Raw genomic sequence first — 17,541 nt, forward strand, 5'->3', positions numbered from 1 at the left:
TCCGCAACCGAATGTCCCACAATCGGGCATCAGTGCATTTCTACGGCGCAAGGATCACAGATTCGAGCACCCGATACATCTATCTTATATTCGTTGCGAATGGTTAATGCTTCGTTGTCACGACTGTTAAAGTCAACGAGATTTCCGGGAATGTGTGACATTGAATTGCGTAAAAGTGCGCCTGGTCCGAATACAGCTTCATCTTTTTCGGGAAGAGCATTAATCCTTATTTTTCGGCTTCACGCCTTTGTCGCCGGTTATGCGCGCAATGTCGCCGATAAAGTCCCCAACACCGGGGCGTTTTTCCGAATTGAACGGAAAGGGCCGCACGACATCCATCGCTGCGATACCGATACGGGCAGTCATCAATCCATTGACGACACCTTCACCGAGTTTCGCAGAAAGGCGCGATGCCAATCCGTGGCCGATGAGCTGCTGAATGACGCTATCACCCATCGCGAGGGTCCCAGTCACGGCCAGATGCGCCACGACCCGACGTGCAAGTTTGAGAAACCCCAAGGTGCCCGGACGCCCACCGTAAAGCTGTGACAGCCGCCGGATCAGTCGGGCGGATTCAAAAATCACATAGCCAATATCGACGAGCGCGCGTGGACTGATCGCGGTGACGATTGAAACGCGTTTTGATGCATTGAGGATTAGTGCGCGTGCTTCTCGGTCTAGAGGGCGCAATATTTCTGTCTCAGCAAGGCGGATGAGATTGCGGCCATCAATGATTTCATCAGTCAGACCGTCAAGCATCTGTCGTCCACGCGCAGTTTCAGGCACGCCTGCCGCAATTGTGCGCAGCGCGTCAACAGCTTTACGGGCTGCGGCCATATCATCACGCTCCGCCGCATCGGCGGCATCCTTGCGCAGATGTTGCACTGATGCCAGCCGCCTTAAAGCCAATAATTCACGCACGATAATTGCAACGAAAGAAGCAAGCGCGATCATTGCGACGCCTAGCGCCGTCCAGCCAAGCCAGTCAGCGCGCATGAAAAGCGCCTGAATAAGGTCTTCGGTCCAAATGCCAATGGCAAATGAAACCAATATACCCAGAGCACCCAACAAGATCTTGCTCAAAGACCAGCGTCGCCGAGGCGGCGCTTCAAATGACGGGTCCAAAACTTCCAGTTCAGCGGCTTCTTCATCGCTCAAGGCAAAGACATCGATCTCTGGAACGACTTTGTCCAGATCCGTGACGGCACGCGGACGACGCGGTGCTTCTTGCATCGCTTCGGAAATTGAAACCGTCTCAGTTGGCTTTTTGACGGTAAAGGCTGCGGGTTTGCGTGGAGGCTGCTCGCTCATGCCAGACGATCCCCGATGAGAAACTGGAGTGCGCGATCAAGCCTGATATGTGGCAATGAAAGCGTTAGACCTTCGGCAGTTCGTTCAAGCCGTGGAGGCCGAAAACGCACGAAGCGAATAGCTGGTTCGTCGCTCGAAACTGACGGTTCGAATATTACATTAGGATTCTTTGGTAAATCACCAGGAAATATAGCAGTTTCTGTTTCACCATCTAATACGTCCGCATCAATTCGTTCGCCTTTGAGCGGTGTTCCGATAATGACAGGCAGTGTGTCCTTGCCTTCCTTTACCGTCGCCTCACGCGTGGCACGCACAGCAGCCATCGCCAACACGTCAATATCGGCACCTGAGAAATCAGCGCGTTCTATTGCCCGCTCGACAAGACGGCGAACAATCGCCTGCAACCTGTCATGGCTCTCGTGGTGAAGGTGATCAGCCTTGGTGGCTGCAACCAGAATACGGCCAATACGGCGCTGGATAAGGCCGGTTAGCAGATTGGCACGTCCGGGACGGAAGCAAGATAGAATATCAGTCAGTGCGCGCTCAAGATCGGCCACCACAGCCCCGCCTGCATTCATGGCCTGCATGGCGTCAATGAGAATAATCTGGCGATCGAGCTGGGCAATATGTTCGCGAAAGAATGGCTTGATCACATGCGTTTTGTAGGCCTCGTAACGACGTTCCATCATTGCAGCCAAACTGCCTGCTTTGAAATCTTCCGGCTTCAGCTCGGGTAAGGGCGCAAAAGTAAGGGCTGGCGAACCTTCAAGATCACCGGGCATCAGAAAACGTCCCGGCGGCAGTGTAGACAGAGCGCGCTCATCAGCTTTGCCAGCACGCAGATAAGCCGTGAAGCTTCTGGCCAGTCGCTGAGCGGTCAATTCATCTGCATTGTCGGACGGCGAAACGGTTTGCGCGTCGTGCAACCACATCTGTGCGAGATCGATATGCGTTGGCTCATTGGCCAGAGCAAATGAATCCGCGCTGAACTCGCTATAGGTCTTTCCCAGCAAGGGAAGGTCGAGCAACCACTCACCGGGATAATCGACAATATCAACCGACAGTCGCCCCGGCGAAAACCAGCGGCCCCATGCGGATGCGGTTTCATATTCAATCGTAAGACGAAGTTGCGAGATAGCACGCGTCGAATCCGGCCAGATACGTTCGTCGAGCAAAGCTGAAAGGTGTTCTTCATACTGAAAACGCGGAACTGCATCGTCCGGCTGCGGTTCGAGCATGGAACGTGAAATGCGGCCTGACTTATATGCCTCAAACAAGGGCAGGCGGCCGCCATGCACCATATTGTGCACCAGTGCGGTTATGAAAACCGTCTTACCAGCGCGGGAAAGACCAGTGACACCCAGCCTCAGCGAAGGAGACATCAAACCCGTTGCCCGATCTGTCAGCGTGTCGAGTGCGATCCTTGCTTCATCGCCGAAACTGGTCAGTTTTGCCAATTGTTCCCTCGTGAAAATTACATCTTGTCACTGCCATACATAGGAACTCGTGAGGCATATCAACAAGGAAGCATCGGATTCAATCGATAGTCCTCAACAGGGCAGAGGAAAACTTTCCAGAAAGCCCTTTCCGCGCGCAATATCCGACAATGGTCCATCAAAGGTAATTGTAGCGAGGGCTGCGGTTGGGAAGCCAGCTTCAAGCCTTGAAAGACTTGAGGGTTCACCATCGCCGCAAAGCGCCAATGCAAGATCTTCCATACTTGGATTGTGCCCAACCAGAATCAAATGGTCTGAATCTGCATTTTTCTTTATTGCCTGCATATATTCACCAGCTCCGCCGCTATAGATCGTCTCATCGATGATCATTTCTGCATCTATTCCGAGCCGTTCAATCAAACCAAACGCAGTTTCGCGCGTGCGGCAGGAAGCCGAAAGTAAAACCTTTTCAGGGAATAGCTTTGACGCCTTCATGGCTTCGGCCAACTCGTTTAATGAGGAAATACCTTCTTCATCCAGCGGCCTGTCAAAGTCTTTCATTGCAGGCTTTGCCCATATTGCTTTGGCATGACGGAGGAGAAAAAGGCGACTCATTGAGGGCTCCTGACTGCATTTTGATGCGCTTGCAGCTCAATTCATGCCACATTTTCTGCAAGTTTGCTCCGACTACATGCAGTTTCGGGCAACTTTCTGGTGTGGCGTGTGAATATTCACAGATAGTTTTGATGCATAATTGGGCATAATCAGCAGGATCGATTGTTCTTCATTTGTAATTATGTTTCTTAAGCAGGTGACTACCTAATAGTTTGAAGTCTTTTATAAAAACAAAACCGAATAAATTACATTTTGAAATTAAATTGCTTATTTTTTCATCAAAATCATACAATTTTGATGAATTAAAAAGTAGCGAGACGCGTGTGTTTGATGTTGTGTCCTTGTTGCTATGGACTTATATAACCGCTCGCGTCTCCTAGATGTGGGGTGATTCAGAATGAGTGAATTGATCGACCTTGACTATAGGCCCACTGAAGACGAGCCGTTCATGAATGAACGGCAGAAGTCTTACTTTCGTGCAAAACTTGTTGCATGGAGGAATGATATTCTGCGCGAAGCGCGCGAAACGCTCGAAGCGCTGCAGCAGGAAAATGCAAATCACCCGGACCTGGCGGATAGGGCATCCTCCGAAACGGACCGGGCAATTGAACTTCGCGCTCGTGACAGGCAGCGCAAACTGATTTCCAAAATCGATGCAGCTTTAAGCCGTATTGACGAAGGAACCTATGGTTTCTGTGAAGAAACCGGCGATCCAATCAGTTTGAAACGACTTGATGCACGACCAATCGCAACGCTTTCTATTGAAGCACAAGAGCGCCATGAGCGCCGCGAAAAGGTCTATCGCGACGATTGATCTTAATTAGAGCGCCATGCGTCCATTTGGACGCACAAATGAAGCTCTAACAGATTAAATTTGCTGCGTAATTTTACCTTAAACTGTTAAAGGTTTAAGGAATTATGCGGTAAGTCGATTAGAAAATTCTTTAAAGGCTGCGGCTCCCGCAGCCTTTTTTCTTTATGTTTTGATCAGGCGAAAAGAAGGGTATCAGCCTGTTTGACTGATACCCTTGATTTAAAAGCACTTCCAGCAAAAGTGGGAACCGGTATTAACTGGAATCGCTGTAACCGTCGCTTTCACGCAATGAGAATTACCTAAAAGTTGCGGGTCTCGTTCTTGGTAAGCTCACCGAGAAGCTTTTCCATTTCATCCTCGATACTGTCATCCGGCTTCCCGCCATTTGGAGAGATATCGAGTGAGCCCAGAAGCTCTTCTTCAAAAATATCAACTTCCAGCATTTCAGGTTCGTTATTGGTAGAGCCTGCCGGGCTTTCTGTTTCAAGATTGGCCATGATGGCATCGTGGAAAGCACCACCAAGATCACCAAGATCATCATCTATAGTTTCTGGCTCTGGATTTGACGGAGCTGAAACTTGCTCTGCCTTGAGGGCAGGTGGCGTGAAATCTGGTGCCGATGACGTCGTTACCGCTGGGCTTTGCAAGATGTCACCGATTTCAGGTGCAGGTGCTTTTGCACTCGTCGTCACTTCACGTTCTGGCGTAACACTACCAAGATCGGATACTGCAACTGTTGCTGCAGCTGCTGCAGCGGCACTGGCACCCAGGCCTGAGGTTGAACTCAGAACTCCGCGAGAAACCTGGCTGAGAGGGTAGGCAGGATGCAGGCGTGGTGACTGGGGCTGTTCCGCCGGACGTTCAGCAGGAAGCACAGTGCGCGGCTGCGGCGGATAGTTGGGAGCTGGGCGTGGCGGCTGAGTACGCGCCTGAAAGGCAGGTGCCTCAACCGTTTTTGGTGCCTGAGGGGCAACTGGCGTGACAGGTGGGCGTGGAGGAGCGCGAAACTGCGGCGTTTCAGGGCTCACCTGCTGAGCTGGCGTTTCCCGTACTGGTTCAGGTTTGCGCTGAACCGGTGTTTCAATCGGGGAATTCAGCTGAATGGCTTCACCTTTTTCCACCGACTGCGTCGTGTGTTGCGTGAGAGCCGGGCGGTCTGTCACCTCGGACGTAATGCTCGCCTCATGCTGCCGGAAACGCTCGATATGTTCTGCTTCGATACGAACGCTTTGTGAACGCGAATTCGCGCGTGATTCCATGACAATATTCTGTTCAACGACAACGTCAGTAGGGCCGCCGATCAGCAACAGATGTTCAACGTCGTCACGGCGGATCAGAACCAGCTTGCGGCGGCTATCGACTGCTGCTGCATCCATAACTGAAAGTCTTGGCTGGCGTCCAGTTCGACCGTTCGTGGCAAAAGTTCCACCGCTGAAGCGACGAATAATACTCAGAACAACAAAAATTCCGCCTAAAATGATCGCAAAAATAAGGATGAAGCCGACAATATTTGCCGCGCTTTCTCCAACAAGACCGCTGAGCCATTCCTTCATGCGGGTAACCCTCTCATACTAAAACGAATAATGTCCGGTTGACGGAAACCACAAATCCCCGCGCTTCAAATCAACGTGACAACACATGTCCTATAGAACACTAGTTCAATTTACCCTGCTTGGGAATGTTCCATCAATTTGTGAGAAACATATGATCCCCAGCCAAAACAGTGCAAAACAGCTTAGTTGATGCTGTTTTGAGGTCGGCAAGCTTGTGCTGCCGGGCAATTAACGCATTCTGCGAATCGTATATACCCTGCAATATGCGACAAAATCTGGCACAAGACATGAAGCTGGAAAACGATGCAGGGAACGTGATTGGTTTTGCTTGATGAATAAGATAGCGCTTGAGCTGGAAGTAACAGCAAACGGACGATTTGTCGTCCATGCAGTTCAGCCAAACAGCATGAAAGGGCAGTGGGCCTGATGTCGCGACAGACGGACAATAATTATCCGAAACCGCTCGTCATGCCGAAGCGTGGCTCAAGCTCAGCACTGAGGCTCCTGATCATCGGCATAGTGCTGACAGTTGCAGCCCTTGTCTATTTCCTGTTTCGAGACAAGCTAGGTGACGGTTTTGCTATCGTCCTGATGGGCATCCTGTCCATGATCGGCGTGTTCTATCTTTTCGGTGCTGCCACAGGTCTGATCCAGTTCAGCCAGCGCCATGGCGGGCAGGACCTGGCCCATACCTTCATGGATACGCTGCCCGAAGGAACGGTAATTTCGGATTCCCGTGGCCAGATCGTTTACGCCAATAATTCCTATGCAGGCATGACCGGCGTTGCGACTGCCGACGGCGTGCGCTCACTCGACAATATTCTGACGAATGAACCGGCTGCTTCCGACGCCATCTATCGCCTGACAAATGCGGTCCGTGACGGCCTGTCGGGACAGGAAGAAGTACGCATATCTGGCGGTCTTTCACGTGATGGTCACGGCTCTGCCGCCCCCGTCTGGTATCGTATCAAGGCTCGTCCGGTTGATGGCGGGCCAGACTTCAAGGGACAGTTGGTTGCTTGGCAGATTGCGGATATTTCCGATGAACGCGCCGAACAGGAACGCTTCTTTCAGGAACTTCAGGAAGCGATCAACCATCTTGATCATGCACCTGCCGGATTTTTCTCGGCTGATCCGTCGGGTCGCATCATCTATCTCAATGCTACGCTCGCCGAATGGCTTGGCGTCGACCTCACCCAATTCACCCCGGGTTCACTCACACTCAATGATATTGTTGCGGGTAGCGGGATGGCGCTCATCAAGGCCGTCAAGGCGGAGCCGGGCACCAGTCGCAATACGGTCATCGACCTTGATCTGATCAAGCGTAACGGCCAGAGTCTTGCTGTTCGCTTCTATCATCGCGTTCAAGCTGCACGCGACGGAACACGTGGCACAAGTCGCACAATCGTGCTTGATCGCGCCGAGGGTGAAGATTCATCGGCAGCATTGCGTTCTGCCGAAGTGCGGTTCACGCGCTTCTTCAATTCGGCACCGATGGCGATTGCTGCTGTAGATGCTGAAGGGCATACGCTGCGCACCAATGCGCGCTTCCTTGACATTTTTGCACCTGTGGTTGATCGCGATGCCATCGACAACCGCATGAAGCTTGAGAATGTCGTTCACGAACGTGACCGCGAGACTTTCAACAAAGCACTCGCCGCAGCTTTTGCGGGTCAGGCCAGCATTTCGCCGGTCGATACTGTTCTTCCGGGTAATGAAGAGCGTCATATTCGTTTCTATTTAAGTGCTGTCACCGATCTGCGCGAGACCAGCGAAGAAGCTGCCATCATTTCTGCAGTGGAAACCACCGAGCAGAAAGCGCTCGAAAATCAGATGGCGCAAAGCCAGAAGATGCAGGCAGTGGGGCAACTGGCAGGCGGTATCGCCCACGACTTCAACAACGTGTTGACCGCGATTATCATGTCATCGGATTTGCTGTTGAGCAATTATCGCGCTTCCGATCCGTCCTTCCCGGACATCATGAACATCAAGCAGAACGCAAATCGTGCGGCTTCTCTCGTGCGTCAGCTACTGGCATTCTCACGCCGTCAGACGCTACGCCCAGAAGTTCTTGACCTTACCGATGTGTTGGCCGATTTGCGCATGCTTCTGGCACGCCTCGTTGGCAAGGATATTGGACTTAAGATTGAACATGGACGCGACGTCTGGCCGGTTAAGGCCGATCTGGGCCAGTTCGAGCAGGTTGCTGTCAATCTGGCCGTAAATGCTCGTGACGCCATGCCTGAAGGTGGCGAGATCACTTTGCGAACGCGCAATGTCAAAGCCTCAGAAGCCGCAAAGCTCAACTATCGAGACTTGCCTGAAGCCGATTATGTCGTCTTTGAAGTTGCAGACAATGGCACTGGCATTCCTGCCGATGTGCTTGAGAAAATCTTCGAACCATTCTTCACCACCAAGGAAGTCGGCAAAGGCACCGGTCTTGGCCTTTCTATGGTCTATGGCATCATCAAGCAGACCGGCGGCTTCATCTATTGCGATTCCGAAGTCGGCAAGGGCACAACCTTCAAGATCTTCCTTCCGCGCCATATCGAAGAAAAGGGCGCAGATAACGCACCGATTGCGGTCAAGGAGAAGAAGGTCGAAAAGGCAACTGACCTTTCCGGCTCCGCGACCGTTCTGCTCGTTGAGGACGAAGACGCGGTTCGCATGGGTGGTGTGCGCGCGTTGCAGTCGCGTGGCTATACAGTCCACGAAGCGGCATCAGGCGTCGAAGCGCTTGAAGTTCTTGAAGAACTGAATGGACAGGTCGATATCGTTGTTTCCGACGTTGTCATGCCTGAAATGGATGGACCGACGCTATTACGCGAATTGCGTAAGACGCATCCGGACATCAAGTTCATCTTTGTTTCAGGTTATGCAGAAGACGCATTTGCGCGCAATCTGCCAGCCGATGCCAAGTTTGGCTTCTTGCCAAAGCCATTCTCTCTCAAACAGTTAGCAACTGCTGTTAAAGAAATGCTGGAGAAAGAAGATTGATGCTTGAGCGCGGTGCGGACAGCGATGCGTGAACGCATAATTGCGATTTTCGGTGGCGGACCTGCAGGGTTATTCGCCGCCGAACGCTTGTCGGCACTTGGACATTCCGTAACGGTTTATGAGCAGATGCCAACCGTTGGGCGCAAGTTTTTGCTGGCAGGCAAATCCGGTCTGAACATCACGCATTCCGAAGAATTTGCGCAATTCGCGCAGCGCTACGGCATGAGCAACGATCACCTGTTGCCAGCTTTACAACAGTTCACACCGGAGAATTTACGCGACTGGGCCGATGCGCTCGGCGCAGAAACTTTTGTCGGCTCCTCCGGCCGCATATTTCCCAAAGCCATGAAAGCTTCGCCTTTGCTGCGCGCGTGGGTACGTCGATTGGAAGCACAAGGCGTTAAAATCCTGACCCGGCAAAAATGGATAGGCTTCGATTCTGGTAGGCCTCTCGTGCAAACGCCAAATGGAATTGAACTTGTTTCGTGCGATGCCGCACTGTTTGCCTTCGGAGGCGCAAGCTGGCCCAAACTGGGTTCCAATGGCGCATGGAGTGGAATATTCGAGGGGCAGGGCATCCGGATTACGCCGATGCGTCCGGCCAATTGCGGTTTCGATGTTGCCTGGAGTGGCGTCTTTTCCGAGCGCTTCGCAGGCGAGCCTGTCAAGTCGGTGATGATCACCAGCAAGGCAGGAATAACACAAGGCGAGTTTGTGATTACGCGCGGCGGCGTGGAAGGCAGCCTTGTCTATACACATTCAGCTGCTTTGCGCGATGACCTTGAACGCGACGGCCATGCCAACCTCATTCTCGATCTTGCGCCGGGCCGTACGCTTGAACGGCTGACACTTGATATTTCGCGCCAGGATAAGAAGCTAAGTATTAGTAATATATTGCGAAAGGGCGCTGGCCTTAAGGGTGTCAAAGCTGCACTTGTGCTTGAGTTTCAGCGCGAAAAAGACCCCGCCAAACTGGCGCAGACTATCAAGTCACTGGAAGTGCCACTCCTTCGTCCACGCCCCATTGAGGAAGCCATATCTTCTGCGGGCGGCATAGAATGGAGCGAAATCAATGAGCATTATATGCTCAAAAAACTGCCCAGCATGTTTGTTGCTGGCGAGATGATCGACTGGGAAGCACCGACGGGCGGCTATCTTCTCACCGCATGTTTTGCGATTGCGAAGGCCGCAGCAGAAGGCATGGATAACTGGCTCTCAAGAGGCAGTTAGACGCCTCACTATTCAGGCTCATGGGAGGGAATATGATACGCTTTTTGAAGATTGCCGGTTCCATTGTCCTCTTAAGCCTGCTGGGTGTCGTCTTATGGCTCGGCTTTCGGCCACCGGAGCTTCTTAAAGTCGGCACCGGCTATGCCGCAAAAATCGTCTGCTCCAATGTGTTTCTGGCAAACCGCAACCCGCAGGAAGTGCTTGCACTTGATGTACAGGCGCCCGGCCATCCGCTTCTGAAGTTTGTCGATGTTTCGGTCGATAACGCCGGCGAGACAGTAACTGCACATATCTTTGGCTTCTTCGCGCCAAACAAGGCCGTCTATCGTCCGGGCCTTGGCTGCGCCAACGTACATGGTACGGATCTGCGTCCTCAACTGACAGCGCCCATGGATGCGGCCGCTCTCATAGCCGACATCAATATCAACCCGGCAGTTCAAAGCATCATCGAAAACCCGGCATTTGCAGGCCCCGGTATGCGTGCCATCGCTGTGCTGAAAGACGGCCAGATCGTCGCCGAAACCTATGCGCAGGGCTTTGATGCCGATACGCCTCTCTTGGGCTGGTCCATGACGAAATCCGTTATGGCAACACTGATTGGTATGCGCATTTCGGAAGCCAAAATGGACCTTCAGCGCGACCATCTTCTGCCAGAGTGGGAAGGTGACGACCGTTCGAATATCAAGCTTGCCGATCTTCTTGGGATGCAGAGCGGCCTTAAATTCGATGAAGACTATGGCAACGTTACCGACGTAACACGTATGCTTTTCCTCGAAAATAATATGACAGAATTTGCTGCCTCTTTACCGCTTGAAGCGCAACCTGGAACCAAGTTCAACTATTCGAGCGGCACGGCGAACATCCTGTCAAAGCTCTATATGGAAAGCTTCGACACGCCTGAAGAAGCATTTAACTACGCGCAGAAAGTACTCTTTGAACCATTGGGTATTGCAAGTGCTACACTGGAAGCGGATGCGAGCGGTATCTTCGTTGGCTCATCCTATCTTTATGCCAATGCGCGTGACTGGCTCTCCATCGCCCGCCTTCTGCTTGATAAGGGCAAAGTCGGCGACAAGCAGCTCTTGAGCGAGGATTTTGTCCGCCTGATGCAGACGCCAGCCCCAGCATCGCAGGGGCGTTACGGATCGGCTCAGACATGGCTGCAAAGCGCTGGCATTCAAGCGGGTACAGAAGGCATCCCGGCAGATGCCTTCTGGATGTCGGGCCATGATGGCCAGAGCCTGATCATTGTACCTTCGATGAACCTGGCCATCATTCGCCTTGGTCTCACACCGTCGCGCACGGGTTACAAGGTTCCCGAACTTCAGGCCGCTATCATGAAGGCTTTGCAGTGACTGCAGGCAAATCCGCAAGACTGAGCTTGCGGAAATCGCCGCCGCTTGGATTCTGGAACGGATAGAGGCCGAATTCCGGCATCACTGCATAGAGATGGTCGAAAATATCGGACTGGATCTGTTCGTAAGATGCCCAGACGGTCGTATTGGTGAAACAGTAGATTTCGAGCGGCAAACCATCCGGCGTCGGGTCCATCTGGCGCACGAGCAGGGTCATGCCGTTGTGAACGCCGGGATGGTTCCGCAGATAGGTCTCTACATAAGCGCGGAACGTGCCAATATTGGTGAAGCGACGTGTATTGACCGGGTTCTTTGCCTTGTCGCCAAGCTTCGCATTCCAGTCGGCAATTTCCTTTTCCTTCTTCGACAGGTAGCCTGTGAGCTGATCGATGGAGGTAAGGCTTTGAAGTTCACCTTCGCTTAGAAAGCGTATGGTTGCCTGATCGATAAACAACGCTCGTTTGATACGGCGGCCACCAGACTGCTGCATTCCGCGATAGTTTTTCATCGGCTCAGTGATGAGTTTACGGATGGGAATAGTAGTGATTGTCTTATCGAAGTTCTGCACCTTCACCGTATAAAGTGCGATCTCGACCACATCGCCATTGGCGTCGAGATTTTTCATCTCAATCCAATCTCCGACGCGAACCATGTTCGATGAAGCAATCTGCATACTGGCAACCAGTGAGAGCAGCGTATCCTGAAACACGAGAATAAGAACCGCAGCCATGGCACCCACACCAGACAGCAGGATCACAGGCGATCGATCAAGAAGCGTCGCGATGATCAACACGATCGCAATAATGTAGATTACGAGCTTGCTAACCTGAATATAGCCCTTGATCGGTCGGTCTTTAGACTCTTCCCGGCGGCTATAAAGCGTATCAACCACACTCAGAACAGCGCTTACCGTGAAAGCCAGCGTCAGAATAATAAATGCAGTCGCTACATTGCTGATTACCGTCAGCGCAGTTTGAGGCAATTCAGGTACAGCTGCGATGCCCGACGAAATGATCAACGCAGGAACGATATTGGCCAGATGCCCAATCACGCCGTTTTTCTTGAGTTCTTCGTCCTGACCGAAAGGTGTTCGTTGAACGATCCTATCTAGAACCTTCAATAGTATCGCTTTGATAAGGAAGTTTGCGACAAACGCCGCAAGAAAAAGACCGCCAAGTGACGCAACCGTCTGCGCCCAGGGATGGGCAATAAAGAATTCCGACAATAGATTTTCCCGAACGAGCTAAACCAAATGATCTGGTGATTGTGAAACAGTGGTAATTGGATGAACTTCTGAAATCAACCTTTGTACCTCATTTCAAATAAAAGCCCCGGCCAGAGGCCAGGACTTTTACCCATACAGTACTCAAGGATATAGCTTTACTGCGCAGGAGCAGGTGTTGCTGGCGCTGGAGCAGGATCAGCCGTCGGCGCGTCTGTCGCCGGAGTCTCTGTCTCACCTGTTGCGGCTTTATCCGCTACACCGTCGGCAAAGAGTGCCGAACGATCAAAAGTCGGTGCCTCGGTCAGCTGCTCCTTCGTGGCCTTGATAACCAACCACTTTTTGCCGTCGCTTCGCGTTGCAAGCTGCAACTGATCAGGGCTCACGGCAACGTCCTTCTCGCCGACACCAAGGAAGCCACCGACACCAATCACAGCTGCCTGAATTTCACCTTCAGGGCTGGTGATCAAATCGTTGAGCTTGCCAACAGAGGCAGCATCGGCTGCGTCGCTCTCATAAACGGTTTGACCGATAAAGCTTGATACAAGGAGTTGTCCATCCTTCGGCTCAACAAAGCCGACCTTATCGGCACCTTCAGAAGGCGGACTGCCAAACATGTTCTGAGATGAAACAGGAAGCTCTGCTGCTGCAGGCGCTGCTTCTGTCGGCGCCGGAGTTGCAGTCTGTGCAAAAGCTGATCCACCGATAAACAGTGCACACGTCGTTGTCAGAAGTGTTGTTCTAAGCATAACCATCTCCTTTATACGCTCGGTTGCATTAGTTGAACGTAGAGATGTGCATTGAGTTCCGAAATTTTTATAAATTTTATGAAAAATTGGGATGTTGATGAGAAATATAAATCAGCAAAGAATATACTATAGAAACAAAACAGGCCGGTTTTACCCGGCCTGCCTTTTATATTTAATCTAACTGAAGATTAACTGCAGCCACTTGTAGCACCACATGTATCACACTTGAGGCAAGTGCCGTTACGAACCATTGTGAAGTTCTGGCACTCCGTGCAGCTGTCACCCGTATAGCCCTGCATCATCGATTTAATACGGCGATCAGCTTCAATCTTCTTGGCCGCGTTTGTCGTTTCTGCGCGAGCAGATGCCGCATCAGCTGCCGCCTTGTCAGAAAACAGCTCAGTCGCTGCCTGATTTTCTGGCTGGGCCGCTGGGGTTGGCTGCTCTTCAAACTCACGCTTGAATGCCGTTGCACCGTCTGTCACCAGACCAACAGTGCCCGCGCGAGGAGAAGAGGACTTCAACGTCGTCACATTCGAACCTTGTGGCGCAGATGTAACCGACCCCTTCGATTCATTTCCCGGCTGAGTGTTTGATACCAAGGTCGGCTTGTAGCCACGCGTCCAGCCAGTTGAAACGAGGTTGGTCTTACCTTCCTGGATGCCCTTACCAAGCGCCGTGTTGGAGAAATCACTCGTATCGACATGAGCGAGATCGTTTCGGCCAAGATAGGATACAGCCAGTTCGCGGAAGACATAGTCGATGATCGACGTTGCCGTCTTGATCGCGTCGTTGCCGATGACCATGCCAGCAGGCTCAAACTTCGTGAAGGTAAATGCCTCGACATATTCTTCGAGCGGCACGCCATATTGAAGACCGAGCGATACGGCGATAGCAAAATTGTTCATCATTGCACGGAAAGCGGCGCCTTCCTTATGCATATCGATGAAGATTTCGCCAAGACGACCGTCACCAAACTCACCGGTGCGCAGGTAAACCTTGTGGCCACCAACAACGGCCTTCTGCGTATAACCCTGACGACGGTTCGGCAGCTTGTCACGCTCGTGAACGATTTTTTCGATAACCTTTTCAACAACGCGCTCTGTGATCTGAACAGCACGAGCAGCTGCAGGTGCTTCGATCAGTGCTTCAACCGCATCATCTTCGTCCTCGTCGTCAGCGATAAGCGATGCATTGAGCGGCTGTGAAAGCTTGGAGCCGTCGCGATAAAGTGCATTGGCCTTGAGCGCGAGCTTCCACGAGAGCATGTAAGCGCTCTTGCAGTCTTCAACAGTCGCTTCATTCGGCATGTTGATCGTCTTCGAAATCGCACCGGAAATGAACGGCTGTGCTGCGGCCATCATCCAGATGTGGCTTTCAACCGAAAGATAGCGCTTGCCGATCTTGCCGCAAGGATTGGCGCAATCAAACACAGCATAATGCTCTTGCTTGAGGAAAGGGGCACCTTCAAGCGTCATCGCACCGCAAACATGAACGTTTGCTGCTTCGATTTCCTTCTTCGCAAAACCGAGTGCCGGAAGCATTTCAAACGAGAAATCATTGAGCTGCTCATCGGTAAGCTTCAACACGTCCTTGCAGAAATCTTCGCCAAGCGTCCACTTATTGAAAGCGAACTTGATGTCGAACGCACTCTTGAGGGCTGCGTTGAGTGTCTCAATCTTTTCGTCAGTAAAGCCCTTGGCCTTCAGTGTCGAAGGATTGACGCCCGGTGCCTGATTAAGGTTGCCGTGACCAACTGCATAAGCTTCGATTTCAGCAATCTGGCTTTCCGAATAGCCGAGCGTGCGTAGCGCTTCAGGAACTGCACGATTGATGATCTTGAAGTAACCGCCGCCAGCGAGCTTCTTGAACTTCACCAGTGCAAAGTCAGGTTCAATACCAGTGGTATCGCAATCCATGACAAGGCCGATGGTGCCAGTTGGCGCGATAACAGTTGCCTGTGCATTGCGGTAGCCGTGTTGCTGTCCAAGTTCCAGCGCTTTGTCCCATGCAGCGCGTGCATGAGCGATCATGTCCTGATCAGGACAATCTTCAGCAATCAAGCCAACCGGATTAACAGCAAGACCTTCATAACCGTCGTTCTCGCCGTAGGCCGCGCGGCGGTGATTGCGAATGACGCGCAACATGCTTTCGGCATTTGGCTCATAGCTCGGGAAGGTTCCCAGTTCCTTGGCCATTTCAGCCGAAGTGGCATAGGCCACACCAGTCATGATAGCGGTGAGGGCACCGCAGATCGCACGACCTTCATCGGAGTCGTAAGGAATACCAGACGTCATCAGCAAACCGCCGATATTGGCATAGCCAAGGCCGAGCGTGCGGTATTCGTAAGAGAGACGAGCAATTTCCTTGGAAGGAAACTGCGCCATCATCACCGAAATTTCGAGAACCATTGTCCAGAGACGTGCAGTGTGTTCATACGCTGCAATGTCGAACGAGCCGTCCTTGTTGCGATAGGTCAGCAGGTTGATTGACGCCAGATTACAAGCCGTGTCATCAAGGAACATATATTCCGAGCACGGATTGGACGCACGGATTGGACCAGCCGCAGGGCAAGTGTGCCAATCGTTCATCGTGGTGTTGAAGTGAAGCCCCGGATCAGCCGAAGCCCAGGCGGCATAACCAATCTTTTCCCAAAGATCGCGCGCCTTGAGGGTCTTCATGACGCGGCCATCGCGACGTGCGGTCAGGTTCCAATCGCTGTCATTTTCAACGGCGCGCAGGAACTCATCCTTGAGCGATACCGAGTTGTTCGAGTTCTGGCCTGAAACAGTCAGATAGGCTTCTGAATCCCAGTCTGTGTCGTAGGTCTTGAACTGAATATCCGTATAACCCTGACGCGCGAACTGAATAACACGCTTCACATAGTTTTCAGGAACCTGATTCTTCTTTGCAGCCTTGATTTCGCGCTTGAGAGCCGGGTTCTTAGAAGCATCAAAGCAGTCGTCATTGTCGGCTTCGCAATTGACACAAGCCTTCATGATCGCAGCCAGATGCAGCTTGACGATCTTGGAACCGGTTACGAGGGCAGCAACCTTCTGCTCTTCCTTCACCTTCCAGTCGATATAGTCTTCAATATCAGGATGGTCGACATCAACAACCACCATCTTGGCGGCGCGGCGGGTTGTGCCGCCTGATTTGATCGCGCCCGCTGCGCGGTCGCCGATCTTGAGGAAGCTCATAAGACCCGACGACTTCCCGCCGCCTGAAAGCTTTTCGCCCTCGCCACGCAGATGGGAGAAATTGGAACCCGTGCCGGAACCATATTTGAACAGACGTGCTTCTCGAACCCAGAGATCCATGATGCCGCCTTCATTGACGAGATCATCACCAACCGACTGAATAAAGCAGGCATGTGGCTGTGGATGTTCGTAAGCGGACTTCGATTTCGTCAGCTTGCCGGTCTGCCAGTCAACATAGAAGTGCCCCTGACCCGGGCCATCAATGCCATAAGCCCAATGCAGACCCGTATTGAACCATTGCGGGCTGTTTGGTGCCACACGCTGCGTTGCCAGCATATAAGCGAGCTCGTCGCGGAAAGCGTTCGCATCTTCTTCGGAATTGAAATAACCGCCCTTCCAGCCCCAATAGGTCCAGGTGCCGGCCAAGCGATCGAAAACCTGACACGCATCCATTTCAGAACCGAAACGCTCATTCTCAGGAAGCTTGGACAGGGCGTCTTCATCCGGAACAGAGCGCCAGAGCCACGATGGAACATCGTTCTCTTCAACCTTTTTCAGACGGGCAGGGACACCGGCTTTGCGGAAATATTTCTGGGCAAGAATGTCTGCAGCCACCTGACTGAACTGCGCCGGAACATTGATGTTCTCAAGGCGAAATACGACAGAGCCATCGGGATTCTTGATCTCACTCGTCGCCGTGCGGAATTCGATCTCCGCATAGGCCGACTGGTTTTCTTTTGTGAAACGGCGTTCGATCTTCATCTGTCCCATCCAAACGTTCTATATATAGTAGCTGGACTGATAAATTTCAGCCCTGGCGCGCCAGCCACGGTATGTGTCTCGCATATTTGTTTCGAACGTCCTCCCATGCGGGAGGGCAATCAGGTTGAGGAGCATATGCTCCCCGAAAATTCACTCAGACATAATACCTCGAGAGAAGCATGTCTGACATTCCAGCCATTTGGCCAGCTTATTCAAACTTGTATGAGCTTGCGGATAAGTTTTCACTATCTGGTATGTTATCATGATTGGAAATACTAAATCTAGTATTAATACGAC

The 17,541-nt window shown here is 52.0% G+C and carries 11 protein-coding genes; 4 read left to right on the forward strand and 7 right to left on the reverse strand.

Translation table 11 applies throughout. The features are described 5' to 3' along the window. Positions 1 to 219: 219 nt before the first annotated feature. The 3 genes from QBD00_RS20550 to QBD00_RS20560 all read right to left on the reverse strand — a co-directional run bounded on the left by QBD00_RS20550 (position 220) and on the right by QBD00_RS20560 (position 3,362). Positions 220 to 1,311 (reverse strand): TIGR01620 family protein, encoded by a 1,092-nt coding sequence (locus QBD00_RS20550; RefSeq protein WP_318580414.1) that lies wholly within the window; start codon positions 1,309 to 1,311, stop codon positions 220 to 222. Then, positions 1,308 to 2,768, reverse strand: a complete 1,461-nt coding sequence (locus QBD00_RS20555; RefSeq protein WP_318580415.1) for a YcjX family protein — start codon at positions 2,766 to 2,768, stop codon at positions 1,308 to 1,310. The genes QBD00_RS20550 and QBD00_RS20555 overlap by 4 nt, the downstream gene beginning before the upstream one ends. A gap of 93 nt (positions 2,769 to 2,861) precedes the next feature. Next, positions 2,862 to 3,362, reverse strand: a complete 501-nt coding sequence (locus QBD00_RS20560) for a histidine phosphatase family protein (protein WP_318580416.1) — start codon at positions 3,360 to 3,362, stop codon at positions 2,862 to 2,864. A 397-nt stretch (positions 3,363 to 3,759) separates the two neighbouring features. On the opposite strand from QBD00_RS20560, the gene dksA reads away from it, so the two are divergent. Further along, positions 3,760 to 4,176: an RNA polymerase-binding protein DksA gene (gene dksA, locus QBD00_RS20565; RefSeq protein WP_024898699.1), complete on the forward strand. Its 417-nt coding sequence runs from the start codon at positions 3,760 to 3,762 to the stop codon at positions 4,174 to 4,176. 299 nt (positions 4,177 to 4,475) lie between these two features. Here the strand turns inward: dksA and QBD00_RS20570 are convergent, their stop codons facing one another. Then, the gene (locus tag QBD00_RS20570) at positions 4,476 to 5,729 is read right to left on the reverse strand and encodes a flagellar biosynthetic protein FliO (protein ID WP_318580417.1); all 1,254 of its coding nucleotides are present in this window, start codon (positions 5,727 to 5,729) and stop codon (positions 4,476 to 4,478) included. A gap of 426 nt (positions 5,730 to 6,155) precedes the next feature. Between QBD00_RS20570 and cckA the strand changes: the two genes are divergently transcribed. The 3 genes from cckA to QBD00_RS20585 are packed head-to-tail and all read left to right on the forward strand — an operon-like array spanning position 6,156 to position 11,311. Beyond that, a complete protein-coding gene (cckA, locus tag QBD00_RS20575) occupies positions 6,156 to 8,726 on the forward strand; it encodes a cell cycle histidine kinase CckA (RefSeq protein ID WP_095446655.1) in 2,571 nt (856 codons plus the stop codon). A gap of 24 nt (positions 8,727 to 8,750) precedes the next feature. Beyond that, positions 8,751 to 9,956 (forward strand): TIGR03862 family flavoprotein, encoded by a 1,206-nt coding sequence (locus QBD00_RS20580; protein ID WP_318580418.1) that lies wholly within the window; start codon positions 8,751 to 8,753, stop codon positions 9,954 to 9,956. Between the two features lie 32 nt (positions 9,957 to 9,988). Beyond that, positions 9,989 to 11,311, forward strand: coding sequence for a serine hydrolase (locus QBD00_RS20585; RefSeq protein ID WP_318580419.1), 1,323 nt, complete (start codon positions 9,989 to 9,991; stop codon positions 11,309 to 11,311). On the opposite strand, the gene QBD00_RS20590 is transcribed toward QBD00_RS20585, so the two are convergent. From QBD00_RS20590 to QBD00_RS20600, 3 genes are all read right to left on the reverse strand, one after another. Continuing rightward, entirely contained in the window at positions 11,292 to 12,536 is a 1,245-nt protein-coding gene (locus tag QBD00_RS20590) for a mechanosensitive ion channel family protein (RefSeq protein WP_151094858.1), read from the reverse strand. The two genes, QBD00_RS20585 and QBD00_RS20590, sit on opposite strands and share 20 nt — an antisense overlap. Positions 12,537 to 12,691: 155 nt before the next feature. After that, positions 12,692 to 13,282, reverse strand: coding sequence for a PRC-barrel domain-containing protein (locus QBD00_RS20595; RefSeq protein ID WP_318580420.1), 591 nt, complete (start codon positions 13,280 to 13,282; stop codon positions 12,692 to 12,694). Between the two features lie 188 nt (positions 13,283 to 13,470). Further along, positions 13,471 to 17,244, reverse strand: a complete 3,774-nt coding sequence (locus QBD00_RS20600; protein WP_318580421.1) for a vitamin B12-dependent ribonucleotide reductase — start codon at positions 17,242 to 17,244, stop codon at positions 13,471 to 13,473. Between the last annotated feature and the right edge of the window lie 297 nt (positions 17,245 to 17,541).

The organism is Ochrobactrum sp. AN78, assembly GCF_029909885.1.
Taxonomy (GTDB): Bacteria; Pseudomonadota; Alphaproteobacteria; order Rhizobiales; family Rhizobiaceae; genus Brucella; species Brucella quorumnocens.

Excerpts from the sequence above, each read along its gene's own strand:
- QBD00_RS20550 (WP_318580414.1), bottom strand. The coding sequence starts at position 1,311 with ATGAGCGAGCAGCCTCCACGCAAACCCGCAGCCTTTACCGTCAAAAAG.
- QBD00_RS20560 (WP_318580416.1), bottom strand. The coding sequence starts at position 3,362 with ATGAGTCGCCTTTTTCTCCTCCGTCATGCCAAAGCAATATGGGCAAAG.
- dksA (WP_024898699.1), top strand. The coding sequence starts at position 3,760 with ATGAGTGAATTGATCGACCTTGACTATAGGCCCACTGAAGACGAGCCG.
- QBD00_RS20570 (WP_318580417.1), bottom strand. The coding sequence starts at position 5,729 with ATGAAGGAATGGCTCAGCGGTCTTGTTGGAGAAAGCGCGGCAAATATT.
- cckA (WP_095446655.1), top strand. The coding sequence starts at position 6,156 with ATGTCGCGACAGACGGACAATAATTATCCGAAACCGCTCGTCATGCCG.
- QBD00_RS20580 (WP_318580418.1), top strand. The coding sequence starts at position 8,751 with ATGCGTGAACGCATAATTGCGATTTTCGGTGGCGGACCTGCAGGGTTA.
- QBD00_RS20585 (WP_318580419.1), top strand. The coding sequence starts at position 9,989 with ATGATACGCTTTTTGAAGATTGCCGGTTCCATTGTCCTCTTAAGCCTG.
- QBD00_RS20595 (WP_318580420.1), bottom strand. The coding sequence starts at position 13,282 with ATGCTTAGAACAACACTTCTGACAACGACGTGTGCACTGTTTATCGGT.
- QBD00_RS20600 (WP_318580421.1), bottom strand. The coding sequence starts at position 17,244 with ATGAAGATCGAACGCCGTTTCACAAAAGAAAACCAGTCGGCCTATGCG.